The organism is Actinoallomurus liliacearum, from assembly GCF_039542035.1.
In the GTDB taxonomy this organism is placed as follows: Bacteria; Actinomycetota; Actinomycetes; order Streptosporangiales; family Streptosporangiaceae; genus Actinoallomurus; species Actinoallomurus liliacearum.
The window spans coordinates 16640-31620 of sequence record NZ_BAABHJ010000027.1; the positions used below are offsets into that span (position 1 = coordinate 16640).

The following is a 14981-nucleotide window of genomic DNA, read 5'->3' on the forward strand; positions in this document are numbered from 1 at the left end:
TCAGATCTCCATGCCGGTCCGCTCGGTGATGCCCGCCCGCCGCCGGTACTCCCGGACCAGCTCCAGCGCCGCCGGTCCGCGCGGCCGCCGTCCGGGGCGAATGTCGCAGGCCATCGCCTTGACCTCCTGGATGTGGATGTTCGGGTCGAGGGCGAGGTGGGCCAGTTCGTTGGCCGAGTCGCCCCGGCTGTAGCCGTTCCTCCCCCAGTGGTACGGCAGGCCGATCTGGTGCAGTCGCCTCCCCTCCACGACCAGCGGGGTCATCCGCTCGGTGACCAGCACCCGGGCCTCGATGACGGCGCGCGCCGAGACGATGGTGGCCCAGCCGAGGTGGGTCAGGCCGCGCTCGGCCGCGAGTTCCGGGGAGATCTCGCAGAAGAACTCCGGCTGCAGCTCGGCGAGGTACGGCAGCCAGCGGGACATTCCGCCGACGGTGTGGTGCTCGGTGAGGCGGTAGGTCGTGGTGACGTAGGGGAAGACCTCCGATCCCGGCTTGCCGTCGCTGGGCTGGTACCGGTTGAGCGGATGCTCGATGAGCTCTCGGGCCGGGTTGCGCCCGTACTTGTAGAGCAGGTTGTCGGACGGCGACTCCTGGGGCTCGTAGTGCGTGGGCAGCGGGCCGTCGACGATGCCGGCCGGCGCGTACAGCCACGCCCTGCCGTCCGCCTGCATGATGAACGCGTCGGTGCCCGAGAGCGCGTCCGGGCCTGTGGCGTCCGGCGGCGGCCGGTAGTCCGGGGGCCGGGTCGGCGGGAAGTCGGGCGTGTCAGGGCCCGTCCAGCGCCGGGCCTCCGGGTCCCACCGCACGTACGCCTTGCGGTCGCTCCAGGGCCGGCCGTCGGGGTCGGCGGACGCGCGGTTGTACAGGATCCGCCGGTTCGCCGGCCAGGCCCAGCCCCATTCCGGCGCCACGTGGTCCTGCTCCCAGCCGGGTTTGCGGCGGGCGGCCTGGTTGACGCCGTCGGCGTAGACGCCGCAGTAGATCCAGCAGCCGCAGGACGTGGAACCGTCGTCGCGGAGCTCCTCGTAGGAGCCCAGGTGCCGCCCGTCCGGCCCGAACCCGTTGATCTCGGCCAGCACGGCCTCCGCGGACGGCTCGCTCTGCGTGCCCTCGGTCGGGTAGTCCCAGGTCAGGTGCTTGATCGGCAGGTCCATCGGGTCGTCGGAGTCCGCCAGCCTCTCCCGGATCAGCCGGCCGAGGTGGTACACGAACCACAGGTCGCTGCGGGCCTCCCCGGCGGGCTCGACGGCCTGCTCCCGCCACTGCAGCAGGCGGTCGGTGTTGGTGAAGCTGCCCGACTTCTCGGTGTGCGCCGCGGCGGGCAGGAAGAAGACCTCCGTGCGGATGTCCTCGGTGCGCATCTCCTCCGTCTCGATCTCCGGGCCGTCCTTCCACCAGGTCGCGCTCTCGATCAGGGAGAAGTCGCGGACCACCAGCCAGTCGAGATTGGCCATACCCGTGCGCTGGTACCGCGAGTTGGACGAGCCGGCGGCCGGGTTCTCGCCCATCAGCAGGTACCCCTTGCAGACGCCCTCCATCTGCCGCAGGACGGTGTGGTACGTGCTGTGGTTGCCGGTCAGCCGGGGCAGGTAGTCGAAGCAGAAGTCGTTGTCGCGGGTCGCGTGCTCGCCCCACCAAGCCTTCAGCAGGCTGACCATGTAGGCGGACATGTTGCCCCAATAGCCCTTGCCGGCGGCCTCGTCCTCGAGGTAGGCCGCGAGCCCGGCGTTCTGCCTCAGATGCGGCATGGGGATGTACGCGGGCAGCAGGTCGAACAGCGCGGGGATGTCGGTGGAGCCCTGGATGTTGGCGTGCCCGCGCAGCGCGAGGATGCCACCGCCGGGACGTCCGATGTTGCCCAGGAGCGACTGCAGGATCGAGGCGGCGCGGATGTTCTGCACGCCGGTCGTGTGCTGCGTCCAGCCGACCGCGTACGCGATGGCCGTCGTACGGTCGGGGCCGGAGTTGTCGGTGATGAGCTCGCAGACCCGGTCGAACGACTCCCGGGGGACGCCGCAGATCTGCTCGACGATCTCCGGCGTGTACCGCGCGAAGTGCCGTTTGAGGATCTGGAAGACGCACCGTGGGTGCTGCAGCGTCTCGTCGGTGTGGATCTCACCGGAGACCTCTGGACCGCCGGAACCATGCGCCTCGACGCGCGCGGTCTCGGTCAGCAGCAGGAGCTCCTCGTCGACCTCGCCGGCGGGCGCGGGCATCTCGCTTCCCGCGTACTGCCAGCTGCGGGGGTCGTACTTCCGGTGCTGCTCGTCGAAGCCAGAGAAGAGACCGTCGAGGTCCTCGGTGTCCCGGAACTCCTCTCGGACGATCGTCGCCGCGTTGGTGTAGGCGAGGACGTACTCGCGGAAGTACTTCTCGTTGTCCAGGACGTAGCGGATCAGCCCGCCGAGGAAGGCGATGTCCGTGCCGGCGCGGATCGGCACGTGCAGGTCGGCCAGCGCGCTGGTCCGGGTGAAGCGCGGGTCGACGTGGATCACGACCGCGCCCCGGGCCTTGGCCTCCATCACCCACTGGAACCCGACCGGGTGACATTCGGCCATGTTCGAGCCCTGGATGAGGATGCAGTCGGCGTTCCGGAGGTCCCGCTGGAACGTCGTGGCGCCGCCGCGGCCGAAGCTGGTCCCCAGACCGGGGACGGTCGCGGAGTGTCAAATACGGGCCTGGTTCTCGATCTGCAGCGCTCCGAGCGCGGTCCACAGCTTCTTCAGGAGGTAGTTCTCCTCGTTGTCCAGCGTCGCTCCGCCCAGGCTCGCGATGCCCAGCGTGTGCCGCACGTTCCGGCCCTCGTGCTCCCAGACCCAACCGTCCCGGCGGGCGGCGATCATCCGGTCGGCGATCATGTCCATCGCCCGGTCGAGCGGAAGCCGCTCCCAATCGGTCCCGTACGGCCTCCGGTACAGGACCTCGTGCATCCGCGAGGAGCCGGTGGTGAGCTGCAGGCTGGCCGACCCCTTGGGGCAGAGCCGGCCACGGGAGATCGGCGACTTCGGGTCGCCCTCGATCTGGATGACCTGCTCGTCCTTGACGTAGACCTTCTGGGCGCAGCCGACCGCGCAGTACGGGCAGACGGAGTTGACCACCTTGTCCGCGTCGCGGATCCGGGGGCGCAGCCGGGCGGTGCGCCGGCTCTTCGCCGCGTCGCCCCGTGGATCGCCGCCTCTGAGCTGGCGGAGGACCGGCCATGACGCGACCAGCTCGCGCAAGGTCATGTCACCCGCCTGCCCGCGGCCGGTCCCGTTGATTCGTCCCTTTACCGGACGAGGCCCCGCCCCAGAGCGGATCGTTACCGCGCAAAGGAGTCACCGCGCAATGGAGTCACCGCGCACGTCACAGCATCACCTCACCGTGCCGCGTCACGGCGTCGCCCCCGCGCCGCGTTCTCACAGTGCCACGAACGTCAGGCCGCGCTGTTTGAGGGCCGGGAGCACGGTCCGCAGCGCCTGGATCGTCTCCGAACGGTCCCCGCCGCCATCGTGGCACAGGATGATGTCGCCGGCCTTGCTGCCGAGCATGCTCCTGGTGATCGACGTCGTGCCGGGACGCGCCCAGTCGCGCGGATCGACCTCCCAGTCGATGCAGATCATCCCGTGCTCCGCCGCGGTGTCCATCACCTGGGCGGACCAGTTGCCCCCGGGGGCGCGGAAGTACCTCGGAGCCACGCCCGAGGCCTGCGCGATACGGTCGTGCGCGCCGCCGATCTCCTCCTTGATCTGGCCGGCGCCGAGCCCCGGCAGGTTCAGCGGGTGGGTGACGGTGTGATCGCAGACCTGGTGCCCGGCGGCCACGATCCGCTCGACCAGCTTCGGATACTCCGCGACCTCGCCCGCGATCAGGGAGAACGTCGCCGGCACCTGGTGTTCGGCGAGCAGATCCAGCATCATCGGCGTCCAGCGCGGGTGGGGACCGTCATCGATGGTCAGCGCCACGGTGTTCGGCGGAGCGGCCGGCGTCAGGTCGCGCAGACTGTGCACCGGCCTGCGCAGCGCCCGCGGCGATCCGTGCGCGTAGCCGGGATCGCGTCGCGGCGGACGCCCGGCCGCGGACGGACGCGTGTGCGGCGCGGGCTTCTTCCCGGGCCGCGCGTCCGGCCGTACCAGCCGGATCAGCTCGGGGACGCCGCCCGCCGCCAACCCCGCACCGGCGACGGTGGCTGCCAGCAGGGCTTGACGCCTGGTCGGTCTACGCATGCCTCCTCCATCCGCCGATTCCGTCGTGTACGTACCCATCACACCGTCAACAGGCGTCAAATCGGATCTAGCGGGCGACTCAAGCTTCGACGGACGCGACAGTACGATGGGGATACGAAACCAAGCGTGTTGTGACCCGGCGTCCTGGTCAGTGAGGAGAGGGCGATGGGCGAGTTGTCCATATGGCACTGGCTGATAGTGCTCGCGGTGGTCATCCTGTTGTTCGGATCCACCAAGCTGCCGCAGGCCGCGCGGTCGCTGGGGCGGTCGATGCGCATCTTCAAGTCCGAGACCAAGGGCTTGATGACCGATGACGAGGAACCGGAGTCCGCGCGGGGGCTGCGGGAGGAGGCCGCGCGGCTGCGGGAGGAGGCGGCCCGCCTGGAGAGCCAGGCCGAGCGGCCGCAGGAGCTTCCGGCCCCGGACCGCGACGCCCCGCGCGGCGGAGACCGGAAACCCTGACCCGCGCCTGCGTTCCTAATCGGCCAGCCACGGATACCGGGCGGTGTCCGCGTCCGCGTAGTCGGGGTCGAGGTAGACGAACAGCCGCTGGATCTTGAAGTCGCGGATCTCGAAGACGTCGCACCAGCGGCCGGCGTGGGTGACGCCGGCCCGCCACTGCGCGCCGGACGCCGTACGCCCGGAAGAGGTGCCCTCGACGACCAGCAGGTCGCCGTTGTAGGCGAAGTTGAGATAGGCGTAGTCGTGCTCGATCGCGGCGAGGATGCCGCCGACGTCGGCGAACAGCCGCTTGATCTCCTTCATGCCGGTCGCGACGCCCCACTTGGGGAAGTAGACCTGCGCGTCGTCGGCGAACAGGTCGAAGAAGTCGTCGCCGCGGTCGAGGCGCTTGAGGTACTCCAGCGCCACCGCCTTGCGCTGTTCATCGGTCATCGTCTGAGCGCTCAGCGCCATTCGTCTTCTCCTAACGCTTCCCCGCCGTCCGGCCGGGAGGGGTGGATTCGAGCCTTCCTGCGGTCGATCTGCGTCGGAGGCGATCCCGTTACCCGGCCGGCGTGGTTCGCCGCGAATCCCGGCCGGCGTGGCCGCTTCGCCGCGGAGCCCGGCCGGCGTGGCCGTTTCGCCGCGGAGCCCGCTAGGCGGGAGGTCAGCCGGCGCGGCGGCCGGCCGTGGAGGCGGCGGGCCGGCGGGAGAACCGCAGGGCGCCGTCGTCGATGGCGCGATACCGAAAGGTGATCAAGTCGTGCGCGTAGCTCATGCCGAGCCGCCATGGGGCCCGCGAGCCCGCCTTGGGGAACTCGTCGACGGAGCGCAGCACGTAACCGGACTGGAAGTCCAGAAGGGGGCGTGGGGTGACCGTCGGATCGTCGTTGCGCGGCACGCACTGGTCATAGCCGTGGGCGTCGAGGTGCCGCAGCAACCGGACGACGTACTCGCTGACGAGGTCGGCCTTGAGGGTCCAGGAGGCGTTCGTGTAGCCGATGGTGAAGACGAAGTTCGGCACGCCGCTGAGCATCATGCCCTTGTAGGTCATCGTCTCCGGCAGCCTGACCTCGCGGCCGTCGACGGCGAGCCGTACGCCGCCGAAGGCCAGCAGCCGCAGACCCGTGGCGGTGACGACGACGTCCGCGTCCAGCTCGGCGCCCGATTCCAGGCGAAGCCCCGTCCGGGTGAACTCCGTGATCCGGTCGGTGACCACCGAGGCGCGCCCGCGACGGATGGCCCGGAACAGGTCGCCGTCGGGGACGAAGCACATCCGCTGGTCCCAGGGCTGGTAGCGGGGCGTGAAGTGGGTGTCGACGTCGTAGCCCGGCGGCAGCCGCCGGAGCAGCCCCTTCCGGATCACCGACTTGACGAGCCGCGGACGGCGGCGGCTGAGCCGGTAGAGCAGCGTGATCACCACGACGTTCTTCCACCGCACGATCGGGTACGCGCGGCGGCTCCCGATCAGGCGCCGCAGCCTGTTAGCGATGGGATCCTCGGCCGGCAACGCCATGATGTAGGTGGGCGAGCGCTGCAGCATCGTCACGTGCTCGGCCTGCTCGGCCATGGCCGGCACCAGCGTGACCGCGGTCGCGCCGCTGCCGATCACCACGACCTTCTTGCCGGTGTAGTCGAGGTCCTCCGGCCAGTGCTGGGGGTGCACCACCGTGCCGCCGAACCGCTCCACGCCCGGGAACTCCGGCATGTGGCCGGCGTCGTAGCGGTAGTAGCCGCTACAGGAGTACAGGAAACCGCAGGTGAGCCGGACCGGCGCGCCGTCGTGCACGGCCTCGACCGTCCAGCGGGCCTCCTCGCTCGACCACTCCGCGGATACGACCCGGTGCCCGAAGCGGATGTGCCGGTCGGCCCCCGCCTCGGCGGCGGTGTCGCGGATGTAGCGCAGGATCGACGCCCCGTCCGCGATGGCCTTCGCCTGGCCCCAGGGCCGGAACCGGTAGCCGAGGGTGTGCATATCCGAGTCCGACCGGACGCCGGGGTACCGGAACAGGTCCCAGGTCCCGCCGATCGCGTCCCGTGCCTCCAGGATCCGGTACGTCTTGCCGGGAAACGCCTCCTGGAGGTGGTGGGCGGCACCGATGCCGGACAGCCCGGCACCGATGATCAGCACGTCGACGTGCTCGACCTCGGTCATTCCCGCTCCTCCCGTCCAGGGATACGACCCGCACGGTACGCCGATATATCCGAGTCTGCGACGTCCCGCCGACGGCGTGAGCCGTCGTGACAGGGACCGTTCCCTGCGGCCGTGGACCTCGACCGGCGCCGGAGGTTCAGCGCGCCGGGCCGGTGTCCTCCGCCGGTTCGGCGGGGCCGTCGGCAAGGTCGGCGCCATCCTGGTCGGCGCCGTCACCGAGGTCACCGAGGTCGGCGAGGTCGGCGAGGTCGGCGACGAGGACGAGCCGGTCGGCGAGGCCGGCGTACCGGAGGCGCTCGCGCAGCGAGGATTCCCCCAGGACGACGATGAGCCGCGCGGCCGGGTCCTGCTCGACGCGGTGCTGCAGACCGGACAGCGTGGCGATTCCCGCGGTGTCCCAGTAGGCGACCGCGCGCAGGTCGAGGATCAGCTCCGCGCGGGAGTCGGCCATCAGGTCGGTGGCGGTGCCGAGGAGTTCGGCTCCCGCCTTCCGATCGAAATCTCCGGTCGCGGTGAGGATCAGCCGCGGCCGGCCCGCCGGTGTGCCGTCCCGCACCGCTCGGGTGGTCAGGCGGAACGGCGGGCGGGGCCCGGGCTCGGGCAGCGCGAACGTCAGGACGACGTGGGTACCGGTCCGGTCGGAGCGGAGGCTGACAGCGTCGGCGGCGCAGCGGATCAGCCACAGGCCGTGCCCGCGCTGGTAGGGCCACCGGTCGGTGGGGTCGTCGGGAGGCGGTGACGCCGCCGACGGCGCGCCGTCGTCGTCGACCTGGCAGCGGAGTCGCCCGGAAAGGCGCCAAACGCGTGCTCGTCCGGTCCCGGCACCGTGCCGGATGGCGTTGGTGGCCAGCTCGTGCACGCAGATCACGGCGTCCTCCGCCCGGCCCTGCGGCATGCCCGCCGCGACCGCGTGCGCCTCGACCGCCGAACGCAGCGCGTACAGGGAGTCGCCGTCGAAGACCTGGTCCAGGATCGGCGGCTCCGGCGGCTCGGCCTGCTCCGGCGCCGCGCCGACCGTACTCGATGGTTCGCTCTTCTCCCCGCTCCCAAGGTCGGGGCGGCGGGGATCGTGCGGAGCGTCGTGCGTCATCGTCGGCTCACATCGACATTCGGCAGGTCGGCGGCGCCCAGGATCACGAACCGGGACTCGATCGCCGGGTGGCAGTGCAGGACCATGCGGCGGGACCGCGGCATGCTGCGGGCCGCCTCCAGGATCAGGCGGGTGATGGACACGTCGATGAAGGTGAGATCCGCCATGTTGACGGTGATGTCGCCGTCGACCCGGATCGCCTCGGCCAACGCCAGCGAGAGCGGCTCCTGGGCCTGCACGTCGATCTGGCCGGCGATGCGGATCCCGGGCGGCGCGTACTGGCGGCAGATCCGCAGCAGTTCGTCGTCGTGGTAGGTGGCCGCCGCGACCGAATGCGTGTGGAACGGCGCGACCGAGGCGAGGGTGACGGGGTCGAACCGGTCCCGGTCGTACTGGCACAGCACCGACAGCGCGCCGGTGGTCTCGCTCCCGGCACCGCGGCCGTCGGCCGTCCGCTCGGCCGGCTCGCCGACCAGCGCGGCGATCTCCTGCTCGAAGGCGGGGAGCTGCTCGATGCCGGCGATCGGCCGCAACGCCCATCCCATGTCCAGGGCGATCCGCAGCGCCGGATAGCCCTTTCGGCGGGTCAGCTCCACCTGTTCGCGCAGCCAGCCCACGGCCCGTCCGACGTCGAACGCGCGACCGGCCGTCAGACCCTCCTGGCAGCCGACCACCGTGATCGGCCCGATCCCGTCCGCGGCCGGCCGGCCCGGGACGTCCGTGGGGTCGAATCCGCGCCGGCCCAGCTCGGCCGCCGCCTCGTGCGGGGTGTCGCTGAGCCAGATCACGCGTGCTCCCCCCGTCAGTCCGTCGCGGACGAACGCGGTGGTCAGATCGGCGAGCTCTTCGGCCTCCCCGAAGGTCAGGCAGGCGTGATCATGGACGGTCAGATCCGTGATCTGAGCCTCTGTGTCCGCGCCCACCGACCCACCTCTTCCGCCGTGCACCGGCCCACCACGATCCCTGACGCGGTGAAACCATAAGAATCTAGTCTCTCGCAGGACTCCGCCGCGTCGAGAACGCGGGTCCCGCGACGCCCTCGACGAGCGCCCGGGTACGGCTCCCGTCGCGCGGCGCACGCGCCGGCCCACCGGCCCTTGTACGGCGCGGCGCCCGGCCGCGCCGACGGTCGCCCTCCGGAGCGCGGGGCTACCTGAAGTGAGGATGTGGCGGCACACCGCTGCCGTCACCATGGTGTGTGTGCTTCCGTCCCGGTCGGCGCGGCCGTACGCCGACCGTGGCCCCGGCGCCGGAGGCCGCCGAGCCGCCGCCGACGCCTCTCGTATCACACCGTGTCCCTCGTCCGGCTGACCGGACCTGAGGGGAGGTGAACCGAATGTCGGATGATGACCGGCACGAACTCCGGATCGGAGTGCTCGGATCGTACGGGGGCCTGAACCTCGGCGACGAAGCCATCCTCGCCTGTGTTCTGGACAGCCTTCGGCAGATACGACCGGCTGCGGAAAGGGTCGTCTTCAGCCGTCACCCAGAACACACCCAGAACCGTTTCGGCATCCCGGCGGTGGCCTACGCCGGGGTCTCCCAGGGGCAGCTCCTCGAGGCGGAGGCCGGGCTGGACCTGCTCGTCCTCGGCGGTGGCGGAATCCTGCACAACGGCCTCGCGGCCTCGGTCATGCGGCCCGTACGCCTGGCGCACCAGTTGGGCATCCCCACGTTCGGCTACGCGATCGGGGCCGGACCGCTGACCGGCCACGAGGAGATCGACGTCGTGCGGGAGGTCATCGACCGGATGACCGACCTCACGGTCAGGGATCAGGAGTCGATCCTCGTCCTGGAAGGGATGGGGATCACCCGGCAGATCTCGGCGACCGCCGACGCGGCGGTGCTGCTGGAGCCGGAGGAGTTCACGGAGGAGATGCTGATCCGCGAGGGGATCGACGCTCAGACGCGTCTCGTCGGGATCTCGGTGCGCGAACCCGGGGGCGCGGCCGACAACCTCGACGAGAGGACCTACCACGGTCTGATCGCGGAGATCGCGGACTTCATGACCTGCAGATACAACGCCCAAGCGGTGTTCGTTCCGATGGAGCGGGGCGACATCGCCCACGCGCACGCGGTGCTGTCGGCGATGAGCGCGCCGGAGAACGCGCGGATCCTCAACCGCCCCTACAGCCCCGGCCAGATCGCGGGGCTGATGCGGCACCTGGACTTCGCGGTCGGCATGCGACTGCACTTCCTGATATTCGCCGCCTGCGCCGGGGTGCCGGTGCTGCCCCTGCCTTACGCCGGCAAGGTCTTCGACTTCGCGCAGACGGTCGGCGCGCCGGCGCTCACCGGCATCGCGAAGAGCCAGGCCGGACCGCTGCTGGCCCAGCTCGACCGGCTGTGGGACGAACGGCACGCGTGCACCGACCGACTGCGGCAGCGCTTCCAGTACCTGCGCGAGCGCGCGCGGGAGAACCAGGAGCGGTGCCGCACCCTCATCGACCGTCTGGATCCGGTTTCCTGATGTCCACAGACCCTTTCTTCCACAACGCGCTCGAGCACGGGCTGGTCGGTGACGGAAAGGCCAACGACCAGCCCGCCCTGCAGGACCTGGTCGACAAGCTCGGGGACGCCTACCTGGACGATGGCCAGCCGCGCACCATCTTCTGCCCGGCGGGCCGCTACTCGATCCGCGACCGGGGCACCGTCTGGCGCAGCGGCATCTCCCTGATCGGGGCCGGCCCGGCGGCCACACGGTTCTCCCTGGCGAACCCCGGCGACCCGACCACCGCCACCCCACTGGCCTACTTCACCACGCTGCAACACGGCGCCGGTCGCCACAACCACGTCGCCGACTGCACCTTCGCGCACTTCGAGATCGACGGCTCCGGCGTGATCCTCTCCGAGTACGACGTGCTGGCCAAGGGACTCGGCCTGCAGTACGTCCTCCGGGGGAGATTCCGTGATCTTTACATCCACGACACTCCGGCCACCGGGTTCGGCTGCGACTTCCTGCAGGACACCTTCGTCGAGAACCTGCTGGTCGTCCACTGCGGGCGGCTTGAGCGCAGCGGCGAGTGGCTGGGTGGTGCCGGCATCGGCATCGGCACCGGCGGCTGGGGCTCCGTCGAACGCTGCACGGTCTCCTCATGCACCACCGTGCGCAACGGCACCAATGGCATCTTCTTCGAACTGCAGAACCGGGAGTGGCCGCGGACCCGCGGCATACGTGTCATCGGCTGTCACTCGGAGAGCAATCGCTTCGGCCTCTCCGACTGGGGCACGGACGGACTGGTCGTCTCCGGCTGCACCCTGATCGGCAATCACCAGGCCGGTTACGACGTCTCAGCCCTGGGCACGTCCGCCGTCGCCGGACGCGGCGGGGTCATCACCGGCTGCGTCATCGAGCACAACGTCTGGGATGGTGTCGCGATCGGCAATACCCCGGGCCCCTACACGTTGGCGGGCAACCGCATCAGCCGCAACGGCCGTTACGGGTACTGGCAGCACAACCTGGCCGCGGGCCCTCAGGAGGCGGCCGACAACATGATCATCGATGCCAACGAGTTCTGGGACAACGGCCTCGACGGCATCTTCGTCGACTCGGCGCTCGCCGACCCGGACATCGCCGGCAACCGCATCCGCAGCAACGGCCGGCAGTGCGAGCCGGCGGCGGAAGGTCAGGGCGACACGGTGTTCTACACGGCGCACTCGTTGATGGACACCTCGGCCGCCTGGCGCACGGACGGGCACATCGGCAAGTGGGTCACTGCCGGCGGCCAACAGGCCGTCGTGATCGGCAACACCGCCACCGAACTCATCCTCGCGCCCTCCCGTCCCGGTGCCGCCACCGCATGGTCCGAGGGCACACCGAATCCCGGCGTACCGTACAGACTGCCCTACGCACCCGAGGTCAGAGCCGGCATCACGCTGGCCGCAAGCGTGCACAGTCCCTCGATCCACGACAACCGCGTATGGGACGGCGAAGCTCGCAAGACCCAGACCCACGGGCTGGTCATCACCGATCGCGGGACCTGCGGTGTCGCGTGGGTCCACGACAACGACTTCGGCGGGAACGGCGTCGCCGCCGTACGCTTCGACACCGAGCCCTCCGGTGGTTGCTGGCACCACAACCACGGCCTGGACGAATGTCCCAACAGCGCATGAGCCCGTCCGGCCCGCCGGACGCATCAAAACCCTGTCCTGGCCGCCGGGCGCATCCCCACATCGGGCGGGTCGCCGGACGTCCCGGTCCGCTAGGGCAGCATGGCGGCGAGGTCCTTCGGCAGCTCCGCCTTGATGTCCTCCCACTCGCCCTCGGCGATGTAGATCCTGAGCGCCTCCACGACCGCGCGTACCAGATCCTCCGTGCCGCCGTGGATCTCGTACGGCGGCATCTCCGCCCGTACCTGGTCGAGGAACTCGTTCTTGTGCATCTTCTTCGGCACCTGGCTCGGGCGCCATCCGTCGTAGTACATCCCGCGCACGAGCATCGGCAGCTGGGCTGCGAAGTCGACGGCCTCGTCGACCGTCAGTCGATCGCGCAGCGCGTGCAGTACCGCGCGCAAGGCGTTGTAGGACTGGTTACGCCGTTCCTTCGGCCAGTCGTAGGACTCTTCGATCAGGTGCAGGATGCGATTCGTCTTGTCGACGGTGGTGTCGATGGAGTGGTATCCGGTCTGGGGCATCGCAGCGCCTCCGTTCCTTCGGCGTCGCACCGCCCTCCATCGCGCCGCCCTTGCCCTCGGTCACCTGCAGCAATCGTGGGCAACCGTCTCTTTTGCCGGATTTTTCCTCCCCGTCGGGCAGTCCTCCCACGGACGAACGTGGTGCCGACGTCGTCCTGCACGTACTGCACGTCATAGTCGGCGATCCAGCGGTGACCGCAGCGTCCGCAGACGAACCTGAAGCGCTCCACGGCGACATCGACCAGCATCGTCGTCGCGTCACCCGCAGGTCTCGAACGTCCCTTCGCACCATTCTCGCCCCCGGCCGCCCGCGGACGAAGCCGGGCGGAGCCGCGCGGGCTTGTCGGCGTTTGCGGGCGCGTTGAGCCTGGAAGAGGTTCACCGAGGGGAACGGGGGCCTGATGAAGTTCGGAGTCGCGACATTCGTCACCGACGAGGGGATCGCGCCGGCGGACCTGGGACGCGTGCTCGAGGAGCGCGGTTTCGAGTCCCTGTTCGTCGCCGAGCACACGCATATTCCGGTGAACCTGGAGTCGCAGTGGCCGGAGGGCGACGAACTGCCCCGGAAGTACTACCGGACCTTGGATCCCTTCGTGGTCCTCACGTCCGCGGCCGAGGCGACCGAGCGGCTTCTGGTCGGCACCGGCATCCTCCTCCTCGTCGAGCGCGACCCGATCGTGACGGCCAAGGAGATCGCGAGCCTGGACCGCGTCTCGGCCGGTCGCGTCGTCGTCGGAGTCGGCGCCGGGTGGAACCGCGAGGAGATGCGCGACCACGGTACCGATCCCAGGACCCGCGTCGAACTGCTGCGGGAACGGATCCTCGCGATGCGGGAGATCTGGACCCGGGACGAGGCCGAGTTCCACGGCCGGTTCGTGAACTTCGACCCGATCTACTGCTGGCCCAAACCGGTGCAGCGGCCGCATCCGCCGATCCTCGTCGGCGGCAGTGGGCCAACGACGTTGGACCGGGTCCTGGAATACGGCGACGGCTGGATGCCGACCTACGGGCTGGGCACCGACGAGATCGCCCGCAGGACCGCCGAGCTGGAGCAGCGCGCGACGGAGGCCGGCCGGGGGCACCTCCCCGTGTCCGTCTACGCCGTGCCCGCCGATCGTGAGGTGGTCGCCCGGCTGGCGGAGGCCGGCGTCGAGCGCGCGCTGTTCGACCTGCCGACGGCCCCGGCCGAGGAGACCCGGCGGGCCCTGGACGAGTTCGCGCGGATCGCCGGGTCGTTCCGGGACTGAGACACGCCGGCACCGACCCGTACCCGACACGGGCCTACGACCTACCCGGATGTGGGATGCCGGGCGCGGCCCCCGCGGTCCAGGCTCGACACTGGGAGGTGGTATCCATGCCCCCGACCGGCATACCCCAGTTCCAGCGTCTCTTCCGAGCGGCGGCGAGCCTGGACGTCGACAAGGACGATCTCAAACGTTACGACGACTTCATCGACGGCAAGACCCACGACCTGCTCCTGATCGGCCAGGCGCACGCCAGGGCGAACGCCCGTGACGTCATCCAGCCACACGACCTGCCCGTGACGAAAGGGCTGCAGGAGTGCGTCCACGAGTTCCGCAGGCTCGACGAGGGGATCGACGTCGAGTCCCTGCTCGAACGGCTCGCGAAGCGCCCTCCGCTCGAACTGGCCGTCGCGGAGGAGACCGAGGAAAGGCTTCCCGAGCTCGCGGGCGGGCTGACAGTGGCGCTCGCCCGCGCTTTCAAACTCATCGACACGAACTTGAAGAACCCGCACACCGAGCACTGGGAGCGAGTCACCCGCGTGTTCGATCTCCTGCTCTAGACCCGCGCCGGCCACGACCGCTCCGGCCGGAGGCGTGATGTCTACCAGGTCGGAGGATGTGGCGGTCCTGTTCGAAGAGCGAGTTTCGATAGTGAAGGCGCTTTCAGCCAGGAGGCCAGGAGGTCTGAGCCATGGCACCGCCGATGACACGCCGGCATCAGCCCGGCACCGCCCTCTCGGGCAGGTCAGGGGAGTTCGCCGACGTCTACGACCAAATGGGCGAGCTGCTGAACGCCGCGTTCGGCGGTCTCGGGGAAGAGCTCCCCTGGGTGCCGCTCGCGGACGTGTACGAAACCAAGGACGCGTACGTCATCGAGGCCGAGCTGCCCGGTGTGCGCAAGGACGCGGTCGACATCGAGCTGGAGGACCGCGAGCTCGTCATCACGGGCGACATCGTCGAGCGGGAGGGACGTGGCCTGTTCCGCCGGAGAGAACGGCGGACCGGCAGGTTCGAGCTTCGCACGCACCTGCCCGGCGAGATCGATCCCGACGGCGTGCAAGCGAGCCTCTCTGAGGGCGTGCTGACCGTGCGCGTTCCCAGGTCGACGACGGAGAGGCAACGGCGAATAGAGATCTCGGACTGAGCGATGCGGCCGGTCCCGGCGTTCGGCCGAAGGCCGGGAACCCGCCGGACCGGTCGAGGAGGAAGGA

General features: G+C 70.1%; 13 protein-coding genes. 6 read left to right on the forward strand and 7 right to left on the reverse strand.

The window, feature by feature from the left end:
* Together fdh and ABD978_RS31680 are read right to left on the reverse strand one after the other, a co-directional pair.
* Positions 1-3228: a formate dehydrogenase gene (gene fdh / locus ABD978_RS31675; protein ID WP_345363012.1), complete on the reverse strand. Its 3228-nt coding sequence runs from the start codon at positions 3226-3228 to the stop codon at positions 1-3.
* 171 nt (positions 3229-3399) lie between these two features.
* Positions 3400-4206, reverse strand: coding sequence for a polysaccharide deacetylase family protein (locus tag ABD978_RS31680; RefSeq protein WP_345363014.1), 807 nt, complete (start codon positions 4204-4206; stop codon positions 3400-3402).
* A gap of 165 nt (positions 4207-4371) precedes the next feature.
* On the opposite strand from ABD978_RS31680, the gene tatA reads away from it, so the two are divergent.
* The gene (gene tatA, locus ABD978_RS31685; protein ID WP_345363016.1) at positions 4372-4668 is read left to right on the forward strand and encodes a Sec-independent protein translocase subunit TatA; all 297 of its coding nucleotides are present in this window, start codon (positions 4372-4374) and stop codon (positions 4666-4668) included.
* Between the two features lie 15 nt (positions 4669-4683).
* Here tatA and ABD978_RS31690 read toward each other — a convergent pair whose 3' ends face one another.
* The 4 genes from ABD978_RS31690 to ABD978_RS31705 all read right to left on the reverse strand — a co-directional run bounded on the left by ABD978_RS31690 (position 4684) and on the right by ABD978_RS31705 (position 8815).
* Complete coding sequence (locus ABD978_RS31690; RefSeq protein WP_345363018.1) at positions 4684-5121, reverse strand: nuclear transport factor 2 family protein; 438 nt, start codon at positions 5119-5121, stop codon at positions 4684-4686.
* 193 nt (positions 5122-5314) lie between these two features.
* Positions 5315-6802 carry a flavin-containing monooxygenase gene (locus tag ABD978_RS31695; protein WP_345363020.1) on the reverse strand — a complete coding sequence of 496 codons (1488 nt, stop codon included), beginning with the start codon at positions 6800-6802 and terminating at the stop codon, positions 5315-5317.
* Between the two features lie 136 nt (positions 6803-6938).
* On the reverse strand, positions 6939-7892 hold the full coding sequence (locus ABD978_RS31700) for an ATP-binding protein (RefSeq protein WP_345363021.1): 954 nt from the start codon (positions 7890-7892) through the stop codon (positions 6939-6941).
* Positions 7889-8815 carry an MEDS domain-containing protein gene (locus tag ABD978_RS31705; protein ID WP_345363022.1) on the reverse strand — a complete coding sequence of 309 codons (927 nt, stop codon included), beginning with the start codon at positions 8813-8815 and terminating at the stop codon, positions 7889-7891. The genes ABD978_RS31700 and ABD978_RS31705 overlap by 4 nt, the downstream gene beginning before the upstream one ends.
* 413 nt (positions 8816-9228) lie before the next feature.
* On the opposite strand from ABD978_RS31705, the gene ABD978_RS31710 reads away from it, so the two are divergent.
* Together ABD978_RS31710 and ABD978_RS31715 are read left to right on the forward strand one after the other, a co-directional pair.
* Positions 9229-10362: a polysaccharide pyruvyl transferase family protein gene (locus ABD978_RS31710; protein WP_345363023.1), complete on the forward strand. Its 1134-nt coding sequence runs from the start codon at positions 9229-9231 to the stop codon at positions 10360-10362.
* On the forward strand, positions 10362-12005 hold the full coding sequence (locus ABD978_RS31715; RefSeq protein WP_345363025.1) for a right-handed parallel beta-helix repeat-containing protein: 1644 nt from the start codon (positions 10362-10364) through the stop codon (positions 12003-12005). The genes ABD978_RS31710 and ABD978_RS31715 overlap by 1 nt, the downstream gene beginning before the upstream one ends.
* 89 nt (positions 12006-12094) lie before the next feature.
* Here ABD978_RS31715 and ABD978_RS31720 read toward each other — a convergent pair whose 3' ends face one another.
* Positions 12095-12526, reverse strand: a complete 432-nt coding sequence (locus tag ABD978_RS31720) for a DUF2267 domain-containing protein (protein WP_345363027.1) — start codon at positions 12524-12526, stop codon at positions 12095-12097.
* A gap of 401 nt (positions 12527-12927) precedes the next feature.
* Here ABD978_RS31720 and ABD978_RS31725 point away from each other — a divergent pair, with 401 nt between their 5' ends.
* The 3 genes from ABD978_RS31725 to ABD978_RS31735 all read left to right on the forward strand — a co-directional run bounded on the left by ABD978_RS31725 (position 12928) and on the right by ABD978_RS31735 (position 14914).
* Entirely contained in the window at positions 12928-13773 is an 846-nt protein-coding gene (locus ABD978_RS31725; protein ID WP_345363029.1) for an LLM class F420-dependent oxidoreductase, read from the forward strand.
* Between the two features lie 107 nt (positions 13774-13880).
* Entirely contained in the window at positions 13881-14330 is a 450-nt protein-coding gene (locus tag ABD978_RS31730; protein WP_345363031.1) for a DUF1931 family protein, read from the forward strand.
* A gap of 143 nt (positions 14331-14473) precedes the next feature.
* Positions 14474-14914, forward strand: a complete 441-nt coding sequence (locus ABD978_RS31735; RefSeq protein ID WP_345363033.1) for an Hsp20/alpha crystallin family protein — start codon at positions 14474-14476, stop codon at positions 14912-14914.
* Positions 14915-14981: the final 67 nt, after the last annotated feature.

Excerpts from the sequence above, each read along its gene's own strand:
- ABD978_RS31680 (WP_345363014.1), bottom strand. The coding sequence starts at position 4,206 with ATGCGTAGACCGACCAGGCGTCAAGCCCTGCTGGCAGCCACCGTCGCC.
- tatA (WP_345363016.1), top strand. The coding sequence starts at position 4,372 with ATGGGCGAGTTGTCCATATGGCACTGGCTGATAGTGCTCGCGGTGGTC.
- ABD978_RS31690 (WP_345363018.1), bottom strand. The coding sequence starts at position 5,121 with ATGGCGCTGAGCGCTCAGACGATGACCGATGAACAGCGCAAGGCGGTG.
- ABD978_RS31695 (WP_345363020.1), bottom strand. The coding sequence starts at position 6,802 with ATGACCGAGGTCGAGCACGTCGACGTGCTGATCATCGGTGCCGGGCTG.
- ABD978_RS31700 (WP_345363021.1), bottom strand. The coding sequence starts at position 7,892 with ATGACGCACGACGCTCCGCACGATCCCCGCCGCCCCGACCTTGGGAGC.
- ABD978_RS31710 (WP_345363023.1), top strand. The coding sequence starts at position 9,229 with ATGTCGGATGATGACCGGCACGAACTCCGGATCGGAGTGCTCGGATCG.
- ABD978_RS31715 (WP_345363025.1), top strand. The coding sequence starts at position 10,362 with ATGTCCACAGACCCTTTCTTCCACAACGCGCTCGAGCACGGGCTGGTC.
- ABD978_RS31720 (WP_345363027.1), bottom strand. The coding sequence starts at position 12,526 with ATGCCCCAGACCGGATACCACTCCATCGACACCACCGTCGACAAGACG.
- ABD978_RS31725 (WP_345363029.1), top strand. The coding sequence starts at position 12,928 with ATGAAGTTCGGAGTCGCGACATTCGTCACCGACGAGGGGATCGCGCCG.
- ABD978_RS31730 (WP_345363031.1), top strand. The coding sequence starts at position 13,881 with ATGCCCCCGACCGGCATACCCCAGTTCCAGCGTCTCTTCCGAGCGGCG.
- ABD978_RS31735 (WP_345363033.1), top strand. The coding sequence starts at position 14,474 with ATGACACGCCGGCATCAGCCCGGCACCGCCCTCTCGGGCAGGTCAGGG.